Origin of the sequence: Acetobacter sp. P1H12_c (assembly GCF_018811975.1) — a bacterium.
GTDB classification, from domain to species: domain Bacteria; phylum Pseudomonadota; class Alphaproteobacteria; order Acetobacterales; family Acetobacteraceae; genus Acetobacter; species Acetobacter persici.
Window position 1 is genome coordinate 13,543 of sequence record NZ_JACRVR010000026.1, and the last position, 14,774, is coordinate 28,316.

The 14,774-nt window shown below is 55.8% G+C and carries 10 protein-coding genes; 6 read left to right on the forward strand and 4 right to left on the reverse strand.

Features of this window, described 5'->3' with window-relative positions; genetic code table 11:
* Nucleotides 1-106: 106 nt before the first annotated feature.
* Both KP699_RS11900 and KP699_RS11905 read right to left on the reverse strand, forming a co-directional pair.
* A complete protein-coding gene (locus KP699_RS11900) occupies nucleotides 107-1,510 on the reverse strand; it encodes a PLP-dependent aminotransferase family protein (RefSeq protein ID WP_215762772.1) in 1,404 nt (467 codons plus the stop codon).
* Nucleotides 1,511-2,008: 498 nt separating this feature from the next.
* On the reverse strand, nucleotides 2,009-2,887 hold the full coding sequence (locus KP699_RS11905; RefSeq protein ID WP_215762773.1) for a LysR family transcriptional regulator: 879 nt from the start codon (nucleotides 2,885-2,887) through the stop codon (nucleotides 2,009-2,011).
* Between the two features lie 104 nt (nucleotides 2,888-2,991).
* Here KP699_RS11905 and KP699_RS11910 point away from each other — a divergent pair, with 104 nt between their 5' ends.
* Nucleotides 2,992-3,672 carry a peroxiredoxin-like family protein gene (locus KP699_RS11910; RefSeq protein WP_215762774.1) on the forward strand — a complete coding sequence of 227 codons (681 nt, stop codon included), beginning with the start codon at nucleotides 2,992-2,994 and terminating at the stop codon, nucleotides 3,670-3,672.
* Here the strand turns inward: KP699_RS11910 and KP699_RS11915 are convergent.
* Both KP699_RS11915 and KP699_RS11920 read right to left on the reverse strand, forming a co-directional pair.
* A complete protein-coding gene (locus KP699_RS11915) occupies nucleotides 3,656-4,876 on the reverse strand; it encodes a PAS domain-containing sensor histidine kinase (protein WP_215762775.1) in 1,221 nt (406 codons plus the stop codon). The two genes, KP699_RS11910 and KP699_RS11915, sit on opposite strands and share 17 nt — an antisense overlap.
* Nucleotides 4,866-6,086 carry a sigma-54 dependent transcriptional regulator gene (locus KP699_RS11920; protein ID WP_215762776.1) on the reverse strand — a complete coding sequence of 407 codons (1,221 nt, stop codon included), beginning with the start codon at nucleotides 6,084-6,086 and terminating at the stop codon, nucleotides 4,866-4,868. The genes KP699_RS11915 and KP699_RS11920 overlap by 11 nt, the downstream gene beginning before the upstream one ends.
* 156 nt (nucleotides 6,087-6,242) lie before the next feature.
* On the opposite strand from KP699_RS11920, the gene KP699_RS11925 reads away from it, so the two are divergent.
* From KP699_RS11925 to KP699_RS11945, 5 genes are read left to right on the forward strand one after another with little or no spacing between them, the layout of a single operon-like run.
* A complete protein-coding gene (locus KP699_RS11925) occupies nucleotides 6,243-7,565 on the forward strand; it encodes an efflux RND transporter periplasmic adaptor subunit (RefSeq protein WP_252347017.1) in 1,323 nt (440 codons plus the stop codon).
* A gap of 18 nt (nucleotides 7,566-7,583) precedes the next feature.
* The gene (locus tag KP699_RS11930; protein ID WP_215762777.1) at nucleotides 7,584-8,267 is read left to right on the forward strand and encodes an ABC transporter ATP-binding protein; all 684 of its coding nucleotides are present in this window, start codon (nucleotides 7,584-7,586) and stop codon (nucleotides 8,265-8,267) included.
* An 11-nt stretch (nucleotides 8,268-8,278) separates the two neighbouring features.
* Nucleotides 8,279-10,750: an ABC transporter permease gene (locus KP699_RS11935; protein WP_215762778.1), complete on the forward strand. Its 2,472-nt coding sequence runs from the start codon at nucleotides 8,279-8,281 to the stop codon at nucleotides 10,748-10,750.
* A gap of 5 nt (nucleotides 10,751-10,755) precedes the next feature.
* A complete protein-coding gene (locus KP699_RS11940) occupies nucleotides 10,756-12,150 on the forward strand; it encodes a TolC family outer membrane protein (protein WP_215762779.1) in 1,395 nt (464 codons plus the stop codon).
* A 17-nt stretch (nucleotides 12,151-12,167) separates the two neighbouring features.
* Nucleotides 12,168-14,615, forward strand: coding sequence for an ABC transporter permease (locus tag KP699_RS11945; RefSeq protein WP_215762780.1), 2,448 nt, complete (start codon nucleotides 12,168-12,170; stop codon nucleotides 14,613-14,615).
* Nucleotides 14,616-14,774 lie beyond the last annotated feature (159 nt).

The window sequence follows — 14,774 nt, forward strand, 5'->3', positions numbered from 1 at the left end:
ATTTTTTAATCACACATTCGTGAACAGAAGCGTTTTTTGTTTTTCCGATGCGCTGGTTATTCCCATAGAATCAAAGCTCTTCCGTGCCTCTGAAGGCGCTACGGTGTCAGACAATATCCGTGAATCCGGGGGACCGTTTATGCTGTAAAATGGAGAGAACGCCGAGCAGGGATTCTTCAAGACTTGCTGCATCCGGCGCACTTCCCAGAGCAATCCGCGCCCGCTGGGGTGGTTCTCCGCTGATCGTGAAAACGGTGCTCGGCACAAGAGCAAGGCCACGCCTGCGGGCATAAGCAACAAAATCCGCACTTCCCCACCAGTCTGGCAGCTTTAGCCAGACATGCGGTCCGTCCGGATTCATACAATGCCCTTCCCCCAGCACCTTGCGTGCAATGGATTGCCTCAGCCGCAGTTCCTTCTGGATGGCATGCAGGACTGTCTCTGCCTGCCCTGTCTGCATCCATCGTGCTGTAAGGGCACTGAGCAGTCCGGCATTGGTCAGGGCAATTGCCCGTATGGCAGCGGTTACACGCCGGGTCATGTCCGCACTGGGGAGTGCGACGTAGGCTGTCCGCAGGCCGGGGCTAAGCGTTTTGGCAAGGGTGGCAATGTAACTGACGCGGCTATGGTCCAGCGCCGCCAGGGCTGGCAGCGGATTTTCCATCAGCAGACTGTAAGGGTCGTCCTCGGTAATGTGCAGGTGGTGGCGCTGAGCAACCTTAAGGATATCTTTCCGCCGTTGCAGGGACATTGTGGCGGTGGTGGGGTTATGGATTGTCGGGATACAATAGAGCAGTCTGGGGTGATGCTCCGCACATACCCGGTCCAGATGATCAGGCATCATGCCTTCACGGTCGCTATCGACCCCGACCAGAATAAGCCCGAACTGCGCTGCAACGGTTCGTATTCCGGGGTATGCGATGCGATCCGTAACAATCACGTCCCCCGGCTGCGTATAGGTGCTGACAACCGCTGCCAGAGCACTCTGCGCACCGGGAGAGATAAGAATTTCATCCGTTCGCCGCTGGCCGATAACAGGGGCAATCCACTTCGCGCCAAGCTGCCGCTCTTCCAGCGTCCCGCCCGTGACACGGTAGGACATCAGGCTGTTCAGATCCTGCTGTTTGAGGATGGCTGTAATATCGTTCTGGATCATCCGCTGCAGGGGCGGATCTTTAGGGATAGGAGGCAGGTTCATGGTCAGATCGACCACAGCCGGTCCGGTGTGACGCCAGTGGCTTTCCCCGGCTCCTACGCGCACAAATGTGCCCCGCCCCACTGTCGCATCAATCAGGCCGCGCCGTCTGGCCTCGGTCAATGCTCGGGTTACGGTTGTGAGATTGGCCCCAAGATACTCCGCAATCATGCGCTGCGGCGGCAGCCTGTCCCCTTCCCTCAGGTCGCCTTTACGAATGGAGAGCGCCAGAGCATCCGCCAGAGTCAGATAGATCGCATTCGGGCTGCTGTTAATCTCGTCTTTCCATTGAGCCAGATAAGCGTAACCAGACATGCTGCCAAACTTCCATACATTTTATATTGTCAGCTTCAGACTATACCATACAATGGTGGCATTTTTTATCGGTTAATCTTACACGCTCTGTAATGTCATACAGTTCGCCCCAACCGGACTGCGCCGGTACAGCGGGAAGCCCCTCTGGCCCTAGGGGGCATGGTACGCAAAAGACCTCTTTTAATCTGGCTATGTGGGTTTACCGTTCTGACACGGCCCTTATAGTCTGGCTGTATGCCAATATGCCAATATGCCAATATGCCAATATGCCAATATGCCAATATGCTGTGTCTGAGACTGAGAAATTCAGAAACAGATACCAAGTGTGCATCCGCCCGATGGTTCAGGGGCCGCCACAATGGACCATGCCAGTGACAGACAGACTAGCGCGACAACAACCCCGGCAAACAAAATAAAAAATCTCATACTTTTATCCCTATTCGTAAAAAAAAGGCCATTTGTTATGGTTAAAACACGGCTCTCATAAAAGAGCAGAGGCTAAGCTGACATAAGGTTTTCGACAAAATCGGCAAATAGTCTGGCTTTTGCGGTCTTCATGCGCCCGGAAGGAAAGACCGCCCATAAATCAATAGACGGTAGAGACCACGCTTCCAGAACACGGACAACAGCGCCTGCTTCAAGTTCCGGTGCAAACATCCAGTCCGATGCGATACTCAGCCCCATATCTGCCAGAACCGCTGCTCTGAGCCCCTCTGCCGCGCTGACCTTGAGCCTTCCGCTAACAGAAACCGAGAGTGCTGCGCCGTTCTGGGTAAAGGACCAGACACTCGGTAACTGGCTGTAGATAATGGCATCATGGTTTGTCAGATCTGCCGGCGTGCGCGGTATCCCTGCCCGCTCAAGGTATGTCGGAGTGGCAAGAACCGAGCGGGAGCCCGTCGCAATTTTCCGGGCGATTGCAGTAGAATCTGCCAGTGTGCCCATGCGTATGGAAACATCAATGCCTTCGGCAACAAGGTCGATCAGCCGGTCATCCAGAATAATCTCAACATTCAGATGAGGATGCTCGGCCATAAACCGGGGTAGTTTTGGGATAATATGCAGTCTTGCAAATGTCGTTGCCGCTGAAACACGCAGACGGCCTGACAAACCGGCCCCGGCACCTCTGGCGGCCAGTTCCGCCTCGTCTGCTTCCTGAATGGCGTTACGGGCCCGTTCATAAAAATTCTGCCCTGCTTCGGTGGGTGTCAGGCCATGTGTAGAACGGACAATCAGGCTGACCTGAAGATGCGCCTCAAGCTGCGCGATGGTTTTGGACACAGCCGGCTGGCCCACGCCAAGCTGACGCGCTGCCGCCGAAAAAGACCCTGTCTCCACCACGCGTATAAAGGTGGCCATCGCCTGATAACGGTCCATCAACATTCCTCCGGGGAATAACCCTTATCGCCCCAACCTGTCTGCCCTGTCGAGGCCGGAAGAGGCATCTTGGAGTGTATCACCTCTCTTACAAGGACATCATCATGCCCCTTCAGGCAAAACTCGACGCGTTCAGGGCCGACTTCGAGGCTGGGAAGCCGCCCTATAATGTCCCCGCCTCCGTCATTACGGTCATGCACCGGGCAACCGCTGAGCTGATTTCCTCCGGCGTTGCGGAAAAAACCCTCAAAGCGGGCGATACGGCTCCTTCCTTCACCCTGAATGACCCGGACGGTCATCCGGTATCATCCGCCGCTCTGCTGGAAAAAGGCCCGCTGGTCATCAGCTTCTATCGCGGCGTGTGGTGCCCCTATTGCAACATGGAACTGCAGGCGCTCCAGCAGGCATGGCCCGCTTTCTGCGGGCTTGGTGCAAATCTGATAGCCATCTCACCGCAGACAGCGGTGAACAGCCGGAAGTCCGTCCGTCAGAACCATCTTGACTTCCCCATCCTGTCAGACACGCATAACGCCGTTGCAGCCGAGTTCGGCCTGCGGTTCGCTTTGCCCGACTACCTCGTGGACCTGTACAAAAGTCTTAAGAACGATCTGCCCTCTTTTAATGGTGACGGGAGCTGGACGCTGCCGATACCGGGCCGCTTCGTTATCGGTCAGGATGGTGTGATCCTCTATGCCGAGGTCAACCCGGATTATACGCGCAGGCCAGAACCGGAAGACATGATTCCGGCTCTTCAGAAAGCAGCCCGACTTACAAACGGATCCTGAACGTCGTGCTCCAGAGGCTTTCAGCATCTGGAGCCTCGACCCCGAGGGAACCGCCATGGCCCAGAACAATCTGCCGCGCCAGACTGAGGCCAACCCCGTTTCCATTCTCTTTAAACGAAACAAAGGGGTGGAAAATCTCTTCATGTAAGGACGGGTCAAGGCCCGTCCCGTTATCCCTGACAAGGATGGCCGCAGCACCATCCGTAACCTCAGCAACAAGCTGGACCGAGGGTGAAGGCAGGCCGGCACACGCTTCTGCCGCGTTGTTGAGAAGGTTAAGCAGAGCCTGCTCAATCTGCGCTTTATCCACTCTGATCAGCACCCGTGTGGAGGGAAGACAAACGTCCAGCGGGACGCCAGCGCCCCAGCGGGCCTGAAAGAGGGTTTGCGTCTCACGCAGAAGCACCTCAAGCTCAACCGGGGCCAGATCCGGAGGAGGCAGACGCGCAAGTTCGCGGTAGCCTCTTATAAATTTATCCAGCCCCTCTGCCCGTCTCCGCAGAGTAATCAGGGCTTCACGGATAAGGGGAGAGGATGTGGCCCTATCAGCGTCTGTAAACAGTTCTTCCGCTGTGACGGACAGGGAGACAATAGGTGTGAGAGAATTCATAATCTCATGGCTTAAAATCTGAAGCAGATCCCGCAGAGCCTGTGCTTCCGCCGCTTGCAGGCCAGCTTCCACGTCCGTCAGTGCCAGATACTCAACAATCCCCCCAACCCCGGCCCCCTGCCCGACTGAGAGCGCATACATCCGCAACCTGCTCTCGGCGGAAGAGTGCAGCCGTATCATCCGTCCTTCAGAAGACACACGTTTGTCATGCAGGGCCGCAAGCAATTCACCCGGTGGATTGATCAGGCGATCTTCCGTTTTAAACAGCCTGCGTGCCGCGCGATTTGCCGCATGCAGTGTGCCATCTACGCTGCGGTACAACAACGGTACGGGCGCATGGTCCAGCAGGGCACGGTTGCGCAGTTTTTCACGGTCAGTCGGGGTAACAACAGAGGGCTCACTGCGCTGCATCCGCCGGGCCAGATCAACCTGTGTCGCCACCAGAGATACAATACACCCAGCCCCAACGCACACCAGAAGAGAGGCCGTGGCGTAAAGTCCCCGTTGCCAGACAGGCGTGAGCAGCAGGCACACGGCAACAAGCCCCGTCAGCCTGAGCAGGGTGGCCGAGGCCGTATGGAGTTTAAAGCCCATAGCGGGCCATGCGCCGGTAGAGTGCCGGGCGTGTCAGACCCAGCTCTCTGGCGGCCTGTGTCACGTTAAAACTGTGTCGGCGCAGTGCTGCCTCAACCAGTGATTTTTCCGTGTCGCGCAGGGTTTGTGGTTCAGAGGTCTGGTTTGCAGCCTTGTTTGCCGAGACCTGCCATTCCCCCATAATCACCACACGTTCTATTGCGGCCCGCAGTTCCCGCACGTTCTGGGGCCATGTCTCTGCCTGCAGGGCCGCAATGCAGCTCGTGTTACATTCGGGTTCAGGCAATCCGTGGCGCGCGGAAAAATAATGCAGGAAGTGGCTGGCTAAAGCAGCAATGTCCTCCGGCCGCTCCCGCAAGGGGGGGATTGCCAGCCTTACCATGCCCAGATGCAGCATCAGCTTGGGCTGGAGATGCGCGTTCAGTGCCGCAGGGTCCAGTGAGGTCAGGGCTATCACGCGCGGCGGCGCGCTCCCGTCAAGCCGGTCTGTCAGGCGGCGCTGTAGCGTTGGAGAGAGCGCTTCGATCTCGCGGCATATCCACACACCGCCCTCTTCTGGTAGATCGTCACAGTCTTCCGCGCTAAAACTTTGTACAGGCCCCGCCTCTTGAGAAAGGGCGTGAATGCGCCGTGCAAGAAGCATTTTCCCAACCCCGGACGGACCGGAAACAAGAACACATGCACGGGTTGGAGCAATCCGGTCTGCCTCAGTTACGATCCGCTTGATAGCCTCGGACGCCGCGATCAGAACGGGCTCTGCGTCAGAACCATGATTGCGACCACATTTTTCGAGAACACTCGTGACAAGACTGACCAGCCTGTCATTGTTCCAGGGCTTCATGACAAAATCGGTCGCACCTGTCCGCATGGCCTCAACCGCTATGCTCACCCCGCTATGCCCGGTAACGACAAGCACAGGTAAATCCCGCCGCAGCACCAGCATATCTTTCAGTAAAGCCAGTCCTTCCGCACCGCTGCGTGCGCCTTTGCTGTAGTTAAGGTCCAGCAGAACAAGATCAACAGGATGAGACGCCAGCAGCGTCAGGGCTTCCGCCGCATCATAAGCAGACAATATTTTAATCCCCCGCCGCTGGAACAGCAGACGGGCTGCAATCTGAATATCGCGGTCATCATCCACAAACAGCAGGCACGGCAGATCTACGTCGTGAGACGTATCGGTCTCGCTGAGTTCGTTCCGAAATGTCGTCATTATTCTGTTGACAACTCCCTGAAAGGTGTCCGCTTCCGGACAGTCCGTTCATTTCCGAACAGACATATGAACGACCACAAAAATATCCTTTATTTTTCAATAGGATATGATTTTATGATTCTACGATACACTGTTTTTCAAGAGGAGAAACAGTGTATGCGCCATCCGGTTTCAGGCAACGTGGAAACACCAGAAAAACCCCAGCCCCTGTCCGGCTCCGGCATGGACCGCGCGGTTGTTCCATCCGCGAGAAAGGTCTTTCTGCGTCGCGCCGTACGGTATGGTAGCCCCGTTGCAGTCGGCCTGCTTATCTGGGGCGGATGGCACCTTGCCCCCGCCTCTGGTTCCTTGTCCGTCAGGCGTGACCAGATTTCCATTGCCACGGTGCAGTCTGCACCTTTTCTCGACTATCTGCCCCTAAGGGCCACTGTAGCCCCCCTGCACGTTACGTTCATCAATGCCGTGCAAGGGGGTGAGGTCACGGAGGCTGTGGCGAAAGATGGCGCTCTGGTCAAAAAAGACGATGTCCTCGCCCGTCTGAGCAACCCGCAGCTTCAGTTGGATGTGACCTCGCGCGAGGCCTCAATTGCCAGTCAGCTCGGGGCAGTCAGCGCGCAGCGCCTCACTTTGCAGCAAACCCGCACCACTGAAGAAACCCAGCTTGCTGAAGCCCGCTACAATCTTCTCAAAGCACGGCATGAACTCTCCATTCGTGAACAGCTCCGGCAGCAGGGTTTTGAATCCGATGCCAACGTGCAGTCTTACAGTGATGAGGCAGAGTATTATGCCCAGCGCCTCAAACGGCTGGATGCTGCACGTGCTCAGGATCTTCAGGTTGCAGACCGGCAGGAGAAAGAAATTGATCAGGAAGGCCAGCGCCTCCGCTCCAACCTTGAAGTGGTTGAAAGCAGCCTTGGCGCTCTGACCCTTCGCGCCCCTCTGGATGGTCGCCTGACCAATTTTGACCTCCAGCCCGGCCAGTCTCTCAAGGCCGGAGACAGGATCGGGCAGATTGATAGTGAAGGCCAGTATCGTCTTGATGCCGATATTGATGAATTTTATCTGGGTCGCGTCGCAACCGGGGAGCGCGCGCAGGCGGACATCGGGGATGTGAAAATTCCCCTCACCGTGACGCGCGTCCATCCTCAGGTCACCAATGGTCAGTTTCGTGCGGAACTGACATTTGACACGCCACCGCCACCGGGCCTGAGGCGCGGTGAAAGCATTGATATCCGCATCACACTGGGGGAGACGCACAGGGCGCTGGTTCTGCCCAATGGTGCGTGGCTTGAAGCCAGCGGAGGGTCTTCAGCGTTTGTCGTCGCGGGGAATGGCGGAAGTGCGGACCGGGTGACAATCACTTCCGGACGCCGCAATCCCGAGCAGGCAGAGATTACGGGCGGCCTGCATGCGGGGGATCAGGTGATCATCTCCTCTTACAATTCCTATAAAAATTTCAACCATCTCTCCATCCACTAAGCGACAGGACTTACAGGCATGCTCATTCATCTCTCCCGTATCCAGCGCCTCTATCGCTCTGACGAAGTGGAGACAACAGCCCTGCACGATATCGAACTGGACATCGCGCAGGGAGAATTTCTCGCCATTATGGGGCCATCAGGGTGCGGCAAATCTACCCTGCTCAATATTCTGGGCACAATCGACCGGCCCACGGCAGGCTCCTATCGTTTTGGCGATGAAGAACTGACAAAGCTTAACGAGACCGCGCTTGCACGCTTCCGTCGGGAAAATCTCGGCTATATTTTCCAGAGCTTCAATCTGATTGATGAACTGACGATTGAAGAAAATATCGAGCTGGCCCTTATCTATCGGAACATCCCCAAACCGGAGCGCCGGCAGCGGGTTGCGCAGGCTATGGACCGTGTCGGGATTGCCCACCGCGCCAGACATTATCCCTCCCAGCTTTCAGGTGGCCAGCAGCAGCGCGCCGCCATTGCCCGCGCCATTGTAGGGGAACCACGCCTGATTCTGGCTGACGAACCAACCGGCAACCTTGATACCGAAAATGGCACACAGGTGATGGATATTCTCCAGGCCCTGAATGATGAGGGCGCCACGATCATCATGGTCACACACTCTCCCAGCCATGCGGATCTGGCCAGACGCCGGGTTGATATGCTGGACGGGCAGATTGTCATTTCCGTGCGTAATGCCATCTGAAAGAGACAGAGATGATTGCAGTCATTCTCAGAAGTGTCGCTCGTCAGGCACGGCGTCACCCCCTGTATGTTGGTCTGAATGTTTTCGGTCTGGCTTTAGGGATTGGGGTCTTCCTGACCCTCGCTCTCGTTGTACGCTTTGAATACAGTTTTAATACTGGTTTTGTGGATGCGGACCGGCTTGCACGCATGGATGAACACTGGTCCGAGCCGGGCACAACGCCTTATGAAAGTGCCGATGTCAGCTTCAGAGCATTGCCGTTTTTAAAACAGGATTTTTCGGAAATTGAGGACAGTGTAACATTTACCGCAACTAATCTGAATGTTCAGAAAAACGGGCAGTTCACACATTTTTTTGGCCGCATGACAGATCCCGAATTTTTCCGGATGTTCTCGCTCCGGCTTTTGCAGGGCAATCCTGATACGGCACTTACGCGGCCTGATGGTCTTGTTCTCACCCGGCAGGCCGCAATGACAGTGTTTGGCAAGTCTGATGTTCTGGGGAAAACGGTAGAAATCAACCGAATTGGACAGAAAAACACGTATATCGTGACAGGTGTTCTGGGTGACGTTCCTTCCCCCGGCCTGCTGGATAACGTGGATATGCTCCTGCCAGTCCCTCCGCAAGACCGGGTGACGCGCTCCTGTTTCCTTTTCTGGGGCAGTAGTTGCGGAGAAATTCTGCTTAAATTCCATAAACACGATGATATTTTTGCCATAAACGCACGCCTTTCCGATTTTGTTCTGCACCGGGCATCGGGTACGGCGGATGATCAGATTTCTATTGGCGCGGATGGAAAAAGAGTTTACGCGCTCTCCGTTATTCCTTTGAAGGAAACACATTTTCATGATTCACAGGTTGAGGATGCGGGCAGTAGTGCGGAACAATACGTTATTGATGGCATTGGTCTGATTGGTCTGCTTGCTCTTATTCTTGGGTGTGCCAATACCGTTAACCTCGCCACCGCCCGCGCCGGGCTGAGAGCAAAGGAAGTCGCTCTCCGCAAAACACTCGGGGCTTCCCGTTGCATGCTGTTCACCCAGTTTATGGGGGAGGCTATGGTTTTTTCCTGCATTGCGGGCCTGAGCGGACTGGCGCTTTGTGAGATATGTGTCCCGGCTATTGCCAGCGTGACAGGGGAAGCCGTCCGTATTGATTATTATTTTATAGCACTCCTGCTTCCGCTCGTTATCCTTGGGAGCGGTCTGGCGTCCGGACTTTATCCCTCATTGATTTTGTCAGGCTATAATCCCGCTACTATTCTGGCCGCCGCCCGCATGCCCGCAGGGGGGCGCAAAGCAACTATGCTGCGGAACGTGCTGGTTGTGGCGCAGTTTTCTGTCGCAATCTGCATCGTGATCTGCACACTGGTGATTGACCGGCAGACCAGTTTTCTGCGGCATGCCAGCCGGGGTTACATCCAGTCTGGCCCGCTGATCGGCCAGCAGATGCACTCGAAAGATATCGAGGTGCAACGGCACATGCTAGATACGTTGCAATCCCTCCCTAACGTCACCTCTGTGACGTTAGGTGAGCTCCAGCCCAATCCACATTCTCTCACCCGCACAGGTTTTGTTTATGAGAGCCCCGCCGGACAGGTTGAGGTGCAGATGCTGCGGGATCGCGTCTCATCCGGTTACAGAGAAACCTACCAGCCCCGCCTGCTGGCCGGACGCTGGTTTGATGCCACACACGGGCAGGATGATGGCCCCTCCAACGCTGATTTTAAAAACGGGAACGGCAACTGGAATGTTATTATCAACAGCAAGGCCTCCCTGTCCTTTGGCTTTAAAAACCCTGATGAGGCTTTAGGGAAAATTATTAGGGAAGGCGCGAAGCACTTCACGATTATTGGTGTTCTTGACGATATCCGTTTCGGTTCCGCGCGTGAAACTGTCTCTCCGGAAATTCTGTTCTTTTCCTCCCTGCAACGCACCCCGTTTGATGATCCCGTCCCGGCTGTTCGTTTCTCCGGTGTTGCTCCCGTTGTGATGTCTGAGCGGCTTGACCGAACATGGCGGACACTCCTGCCTGATATCCCCAGTCATTTTTCCCCGGCGGATAAGCTCATGGAAGAATTTTATGCTGATGATGAACAGCGCGGGTACCTGTTCACTCTTGGCGCGGTTGCCGCATTGCTGATTGCCTGCCTTGGGCTTTACGGTCTGGCGGCCTTTGCGGCCGCACGCCGGGTGCATGAAATTGGTATTCGTAAAACGCTGGGGGCCACCTCCGGGCAGACGCTGGCTTTGTTACTGGCGGATTTTCTGAAGCCGGTTCTTCTAGCCTGTCTTCTGGCCTGTCCGGTTGCGTGGTTGCTCATGCGGCAATGGCTGAGCGGATTTGATGAACGTATTTCTCTCTCCCCGGCCCTTTTCCTCTTTGCCGTGGCCGGAGCCTCACTGATCGCAACCTGCACAGTTCTGGGTCAGACCCTGCATCTCGCACGGGCTGAACCAGCACGCGCCCTCAGAGCGGAGTAACGCCTATGTCCCGCGTTCTTGCATGCTTTGCCCTCGCACTTTCCCCCTGTGTCGCGCACGCCCAGAGCCTTCAGGAGGCTCTGGCACACGCCTACCACAGCAACCCGGCCCTTCTTGGAGAGCAGGCTAATCAGCGTGCCGTTACTGAAAACTCCGTGCAGGCACGGTCCGGCTGGAGGCCAACCGTCTCTGTCAATATGGATGCCAATTACCAGCAGGGCCCGTATACCAACGCGTTTGCTCTGGGAAGCTATACCTCAAACTATGCTGAAGGATATGTTGCGGCGAAACAGACGCTTTACTCCTTTGGCCACACGGCTAATCAGGTTAAAGCCGCGGATGCCCGCTCCCATGCCGCAGGGCACGCCTTGCGTCTGACGGAAGCGCAGGTCTTCACAAATGTTATCACCGCCTACATGAACGTATTACGGGACCGTTCGATAAAAGACATCCGACAGGCGGATCTGAGCATGCTCCAGAGGCAGGTGCAACTGACGACCTCCCGCTACAACCTTGGAGGTGCGCCCTCCGAGCAGGTGACCAGAACGGACGTGGAACAGGCCGAAACACGCCGCCAGTCAGCAGAGGTGGCTCTGACGCAGGCCCGCGCCACTCTTGCAGCCTCCGAGGCACAGTTTCGGGCCGTTATTGGGGAAGACCCCACTCATCTGGTCATGCCAGCAGCCCTGCCCGGCCTGCCGTCCAGCATGCCTCAGGCCATGAAAACCGCCATTCAGTCCAACCCTCAGCTTGCCCAGATGCGCGAGACAAAAAGTGCAACACAGGCAGATGTTGAGACAGCCCGCTCACAATGGGGGCCGCAAATTCAGGTTCAGGGCACGTTTGGCACCATCGGGCCGGGCGCACCTTTCCGCGGGCGGGAGTATGGGGAGCAGGTGACAGGAACAGTCTCGCTGGTTCAGCCTATTTATAATGGCGGCCTCTACAACTCCCAGATCAGACAGGCCCGCGATAAAGATGAACAGGCCCACCAGAACGTGGAACAGGCCCGCCGCTCCGCTTTGCAGGATGTTGTGACATACTGGAATGCCGTGGAGAACGGCCTGCAAGCCATAAGAGCAGGTCAGGCGGAAGTCCGCTCTGGTGAGACAACCTTAAAAGGCTATCAGCTTGAATATGGCTATGGCCTACGCAGCACGACGGACGTGCTCTATGCGGATCAGAACCTGCGGTCCGCACAGGTGGAACTGGCCACCAGCCAGCATGACACCATTGTTGCGCAAGCCCAGCTTCTGGCGGCCATCGGGCATTTGCAGGCTCAGGATCTGATACCAAACGTCCAGTCCTATGATCCCGACGCTCAGTTGCGGCACGCCCGTACGCGTGACTGGGAGCCCCTTCAGGCGCCTCTGGCCGCACTCGACCGCGCTGGCTGGTAAGGGACAGGAGAACCACAATGCTGACCGGAATTCTGACCCCGACGTTCCGTACCCTCTCCCGCCACCGGCTTTATACGCTGATCAACCTGATCGGGCTTGCTCTCGGCATCGCTGTGTTTCTCATCATGATGCTCATTGTCCGATACGAAACGACTTATGATTCCTATATTCCACACGCAGCCAGCCTGTATCAGGTGGATGAACTGCTCAAACCGGCAGGACATTCTGCTTATGAAAATGATGCCGTCAGTTTCGTCAGTTTTCCGTTCCTGAAACAGGACTTCCCTGAAATCAGCCACGCCATACGTCTTCTCAGCATTCCGCAGGCCGTTCGCGCGGGCGAGATACTGGGGCGCGAGACTGTCACCATGACGGATCAGGATTTCCTGTCGGTCTTCGACCTGCCTCTCCTGTCCGGTGACAAAGCCACTGCACTTGACGCGCCGGGAAAGGTTATTATTTCTGCAAGCCTCGCCCGGAAATATTTTGGCACAATGGAGGCTGTGGGCCGTAAAATTCGTATTGATAATCACGAGGACGGTATTATTTCCGCAGTCATGGCAGATACGCCCACAAATTCGACTGAAACATTTAATCTTATCACACTCTTCCCAAGTAAATTTTTCACAACGCCGCCTTATACGCTTCCCTTTAAAAACTGGGGCAGCACGTGGGGGCATATCTATCTCCGTATTGATAATGCCGATGCTGTTCCGCGTATCCGGCAAGAGTTAATGGCGTATCCTGTCCGACATCCAGGCACGTATTCCCCGCGCGGAATCCAGACTATGTTTGGAACAGGCGGATTAATTTTAATACCGCTGAAAGATATTCATTTTCATAACGCCCGTATTGGGGAGGGAGGGACTAGCCGTCAGCTTGTCGATATTCTGGCTCTGGTCGGGCTTGCGGCGCTTGCCACAGCGCTGGTCAATTATATTAATATGGCAACAGCCCGTGCAGGTTTACGCGCAAAAGACGTGGCTATGCGTAAGGTGCTTGGCGCATCACGCCTCTCCCTTGTGATGAGGTTTATGTCGGAAGCTATTTTTCTGACATGCGGCGCGGCTCTGCTGGCTCTGGCGCTCGCCGAGTTTGCTCTGCAATGGGTCAATGCCTTCGGCGGGTGGCAGATTTCTTACAACTGGTCTTTTATACTCCCTGTGACCGGGAGTATTGCCCTTCTCTCCGGCGCGACTGCAGGCCTCTATCCCTCCTTTGTTCTTTCTGCCTTCCGCCCCGTTGATGTTTTGTCCGCGAGCAGAATGCCCGGTGGCGGGCGGCTTGACCGCACAGTCAGAAACGCACTGGTGACATTACAATTCACGTTTGCAAGCCTTCTGGCCATCTGCACCCTTGTCATGGCCCAGCAGGCCCGCTTTGTGCAGGCACTGGACCGGGGCATGACAAACCATGGGCTTATCGTGATTGATGCGCTCAGTGATGATACGCTGAAAAACCGGCAGGCTGCCATCATCACACGGCTTGCCGAGGTTCCGGGTGTCACGGTTGCAACACGCTCGGACCTCTACCCCCACCATATGTCAGACAGTGATGACTGGAAGCGACCCGGCCAGAATACCGCTTTCAGCCTCCAGTGGGGTTACGCAACGCCGGGATATTTTGACACCCTTGGCGCCAGTCTTGTTGCAGGACGCGTGTTTGATGAAGAGCATGGGCAGGACTACGCCCAGACAAACGCGACGTCAGACAGCGCAAAGAATGTAGTCATTTCACGTCTGGCCGCAAAACGCTTTGGCTTCTCATCGCCCGAAATGGCACTCGGGCAGGACATTCAGGAGGCTCAGGCCACTGACAACATCATAAAATATCGCATTATCGGCGTTATTGAGGATATCCGCCTTGGTGGAATACAAAGCCCGATCCGTCCCCTGCTCTTTTTTGGCACAAAAGCGCCGATTGATTATGTGGCCGGTATTGTGCGCTATCAAGGCGCAAGCGGACAGATCGAAATGAGCCGCCTCCGCAAAGTATGGGAGGAAGTCGTGCCGGATGTGCCGTTCTCCGCTCGGGATGTGTCAGATATTCTGGCTGAGGATTACCGGTCTGACGCAAACCACAGTGCGCTTTTCAGCATAGGGTCCCTTGTGGCTGTCGCTATCGCCTGTCTCGGTCTTTACGGTCTTTCTGCATTTACGGTCACGCGTAGAATGCAGGAAATCAGTATCCGCAAAGTTCTGGGGGCATGCTCAGGGGATATTTTACGCCTTCTTATCGGCCAGTTTCTCCGCCCGATCATGTTTGCCACGGTCATTGCATGGCCTGTGGCGTGGATGCTGATGCAGACATGGCTCTCAAAGTTTGATCAGAGAATTTCTCTGACACCGGTCCCGTTTATGCTTGTAACCCTCCTGACTCTTTGTGTCGCAGCAGCCGCCATTTTCAGTCAGGCCTGGCGGGCAGCACGCCGCCCACCGGCGGCAGGCCTCCGTCAAATCCTCTGAAAAACGTCTTAATATAACGCCTCTGCTTCCGTTCTTCCGCTCTGCATGCCGCGTCCTTCCAGATGAAACGGCGTGCAGAGTTCTGATCAACAGTTATCGCGGGTTGCAGACTGTGTTGTGTGTGTTGCGAGATGTATTGCCTAAAGCGGCAGTCCTGTT

Coding starts and splice junctions, on each gene's coding strand:
- KP699_RS11900 (WP_215762772.1), bottom strand. CDS start 1,510: ATGTCTGGTTACGCTTATCTGGCTCAATGGAAAGACGAGATTAACAGC.
- KP699_RS11905 (WP_215762773.1), bottom strand. CDS start 2,887: ATGGACCGTTATCAGGCGATGGCCACCTTTATACGCGTGGTGGAGACA.
- KP699_RS11910 (WP_215762774.1), top strand. CDS start 2,992: ATGCCCCTTCAGGCAAAACTCGACGCGTTCAGGGCCGACTTCGAGGCT.
- KP699_RS11915 (WP_215762775.1), bottom strand. CDS start 4,876: ATGGGCTTTAAACTCCATACGGCCTCGGCCACCCTGCTCAGGCTGACG.
- KP699_RS11920 (WP_215762776.1), bottom strand. CDS start 6,086: ATGACGACATTTCGGAACGAACTCAGCGAGACCGATACGTCTCACGAC.
- KP699_RS11925 (WP_252347017.1), top strand. CDS start 6,243: ATGCGCCATCCGGTTTCAGGCAACGTGGAAACACCAGAAAAACCCCAG.
- KP699_RS11930 (WP_215762777.1), top strand. CDS start 7,584: ATGCTCATTCATCTCTCCCGTATCCAGCGCCTCTATCGCTCTGACGAA.
- KP699_RS11935 (WP_215762778.1), top strand. CDS start 8,279: ATGATTGCAGTCATTCTCAGAAGTGTCGCTCGTCAGGCACGGCGTCAC.
- KP699_RS11940 (WP_215762779.1), top strand. CDS start 10,756: ATGTCCCGCGTTCTTGCATGCTTTGCCCTCGCACTTTCCCCCTGTGTC.
- KP699_RS11945 (WP_215762780.1), top strand. CDS start 12,168: ATGCTGACCGGAATTCTGACCCCGACGTTCCGTACCCTCTCCCGCCAC.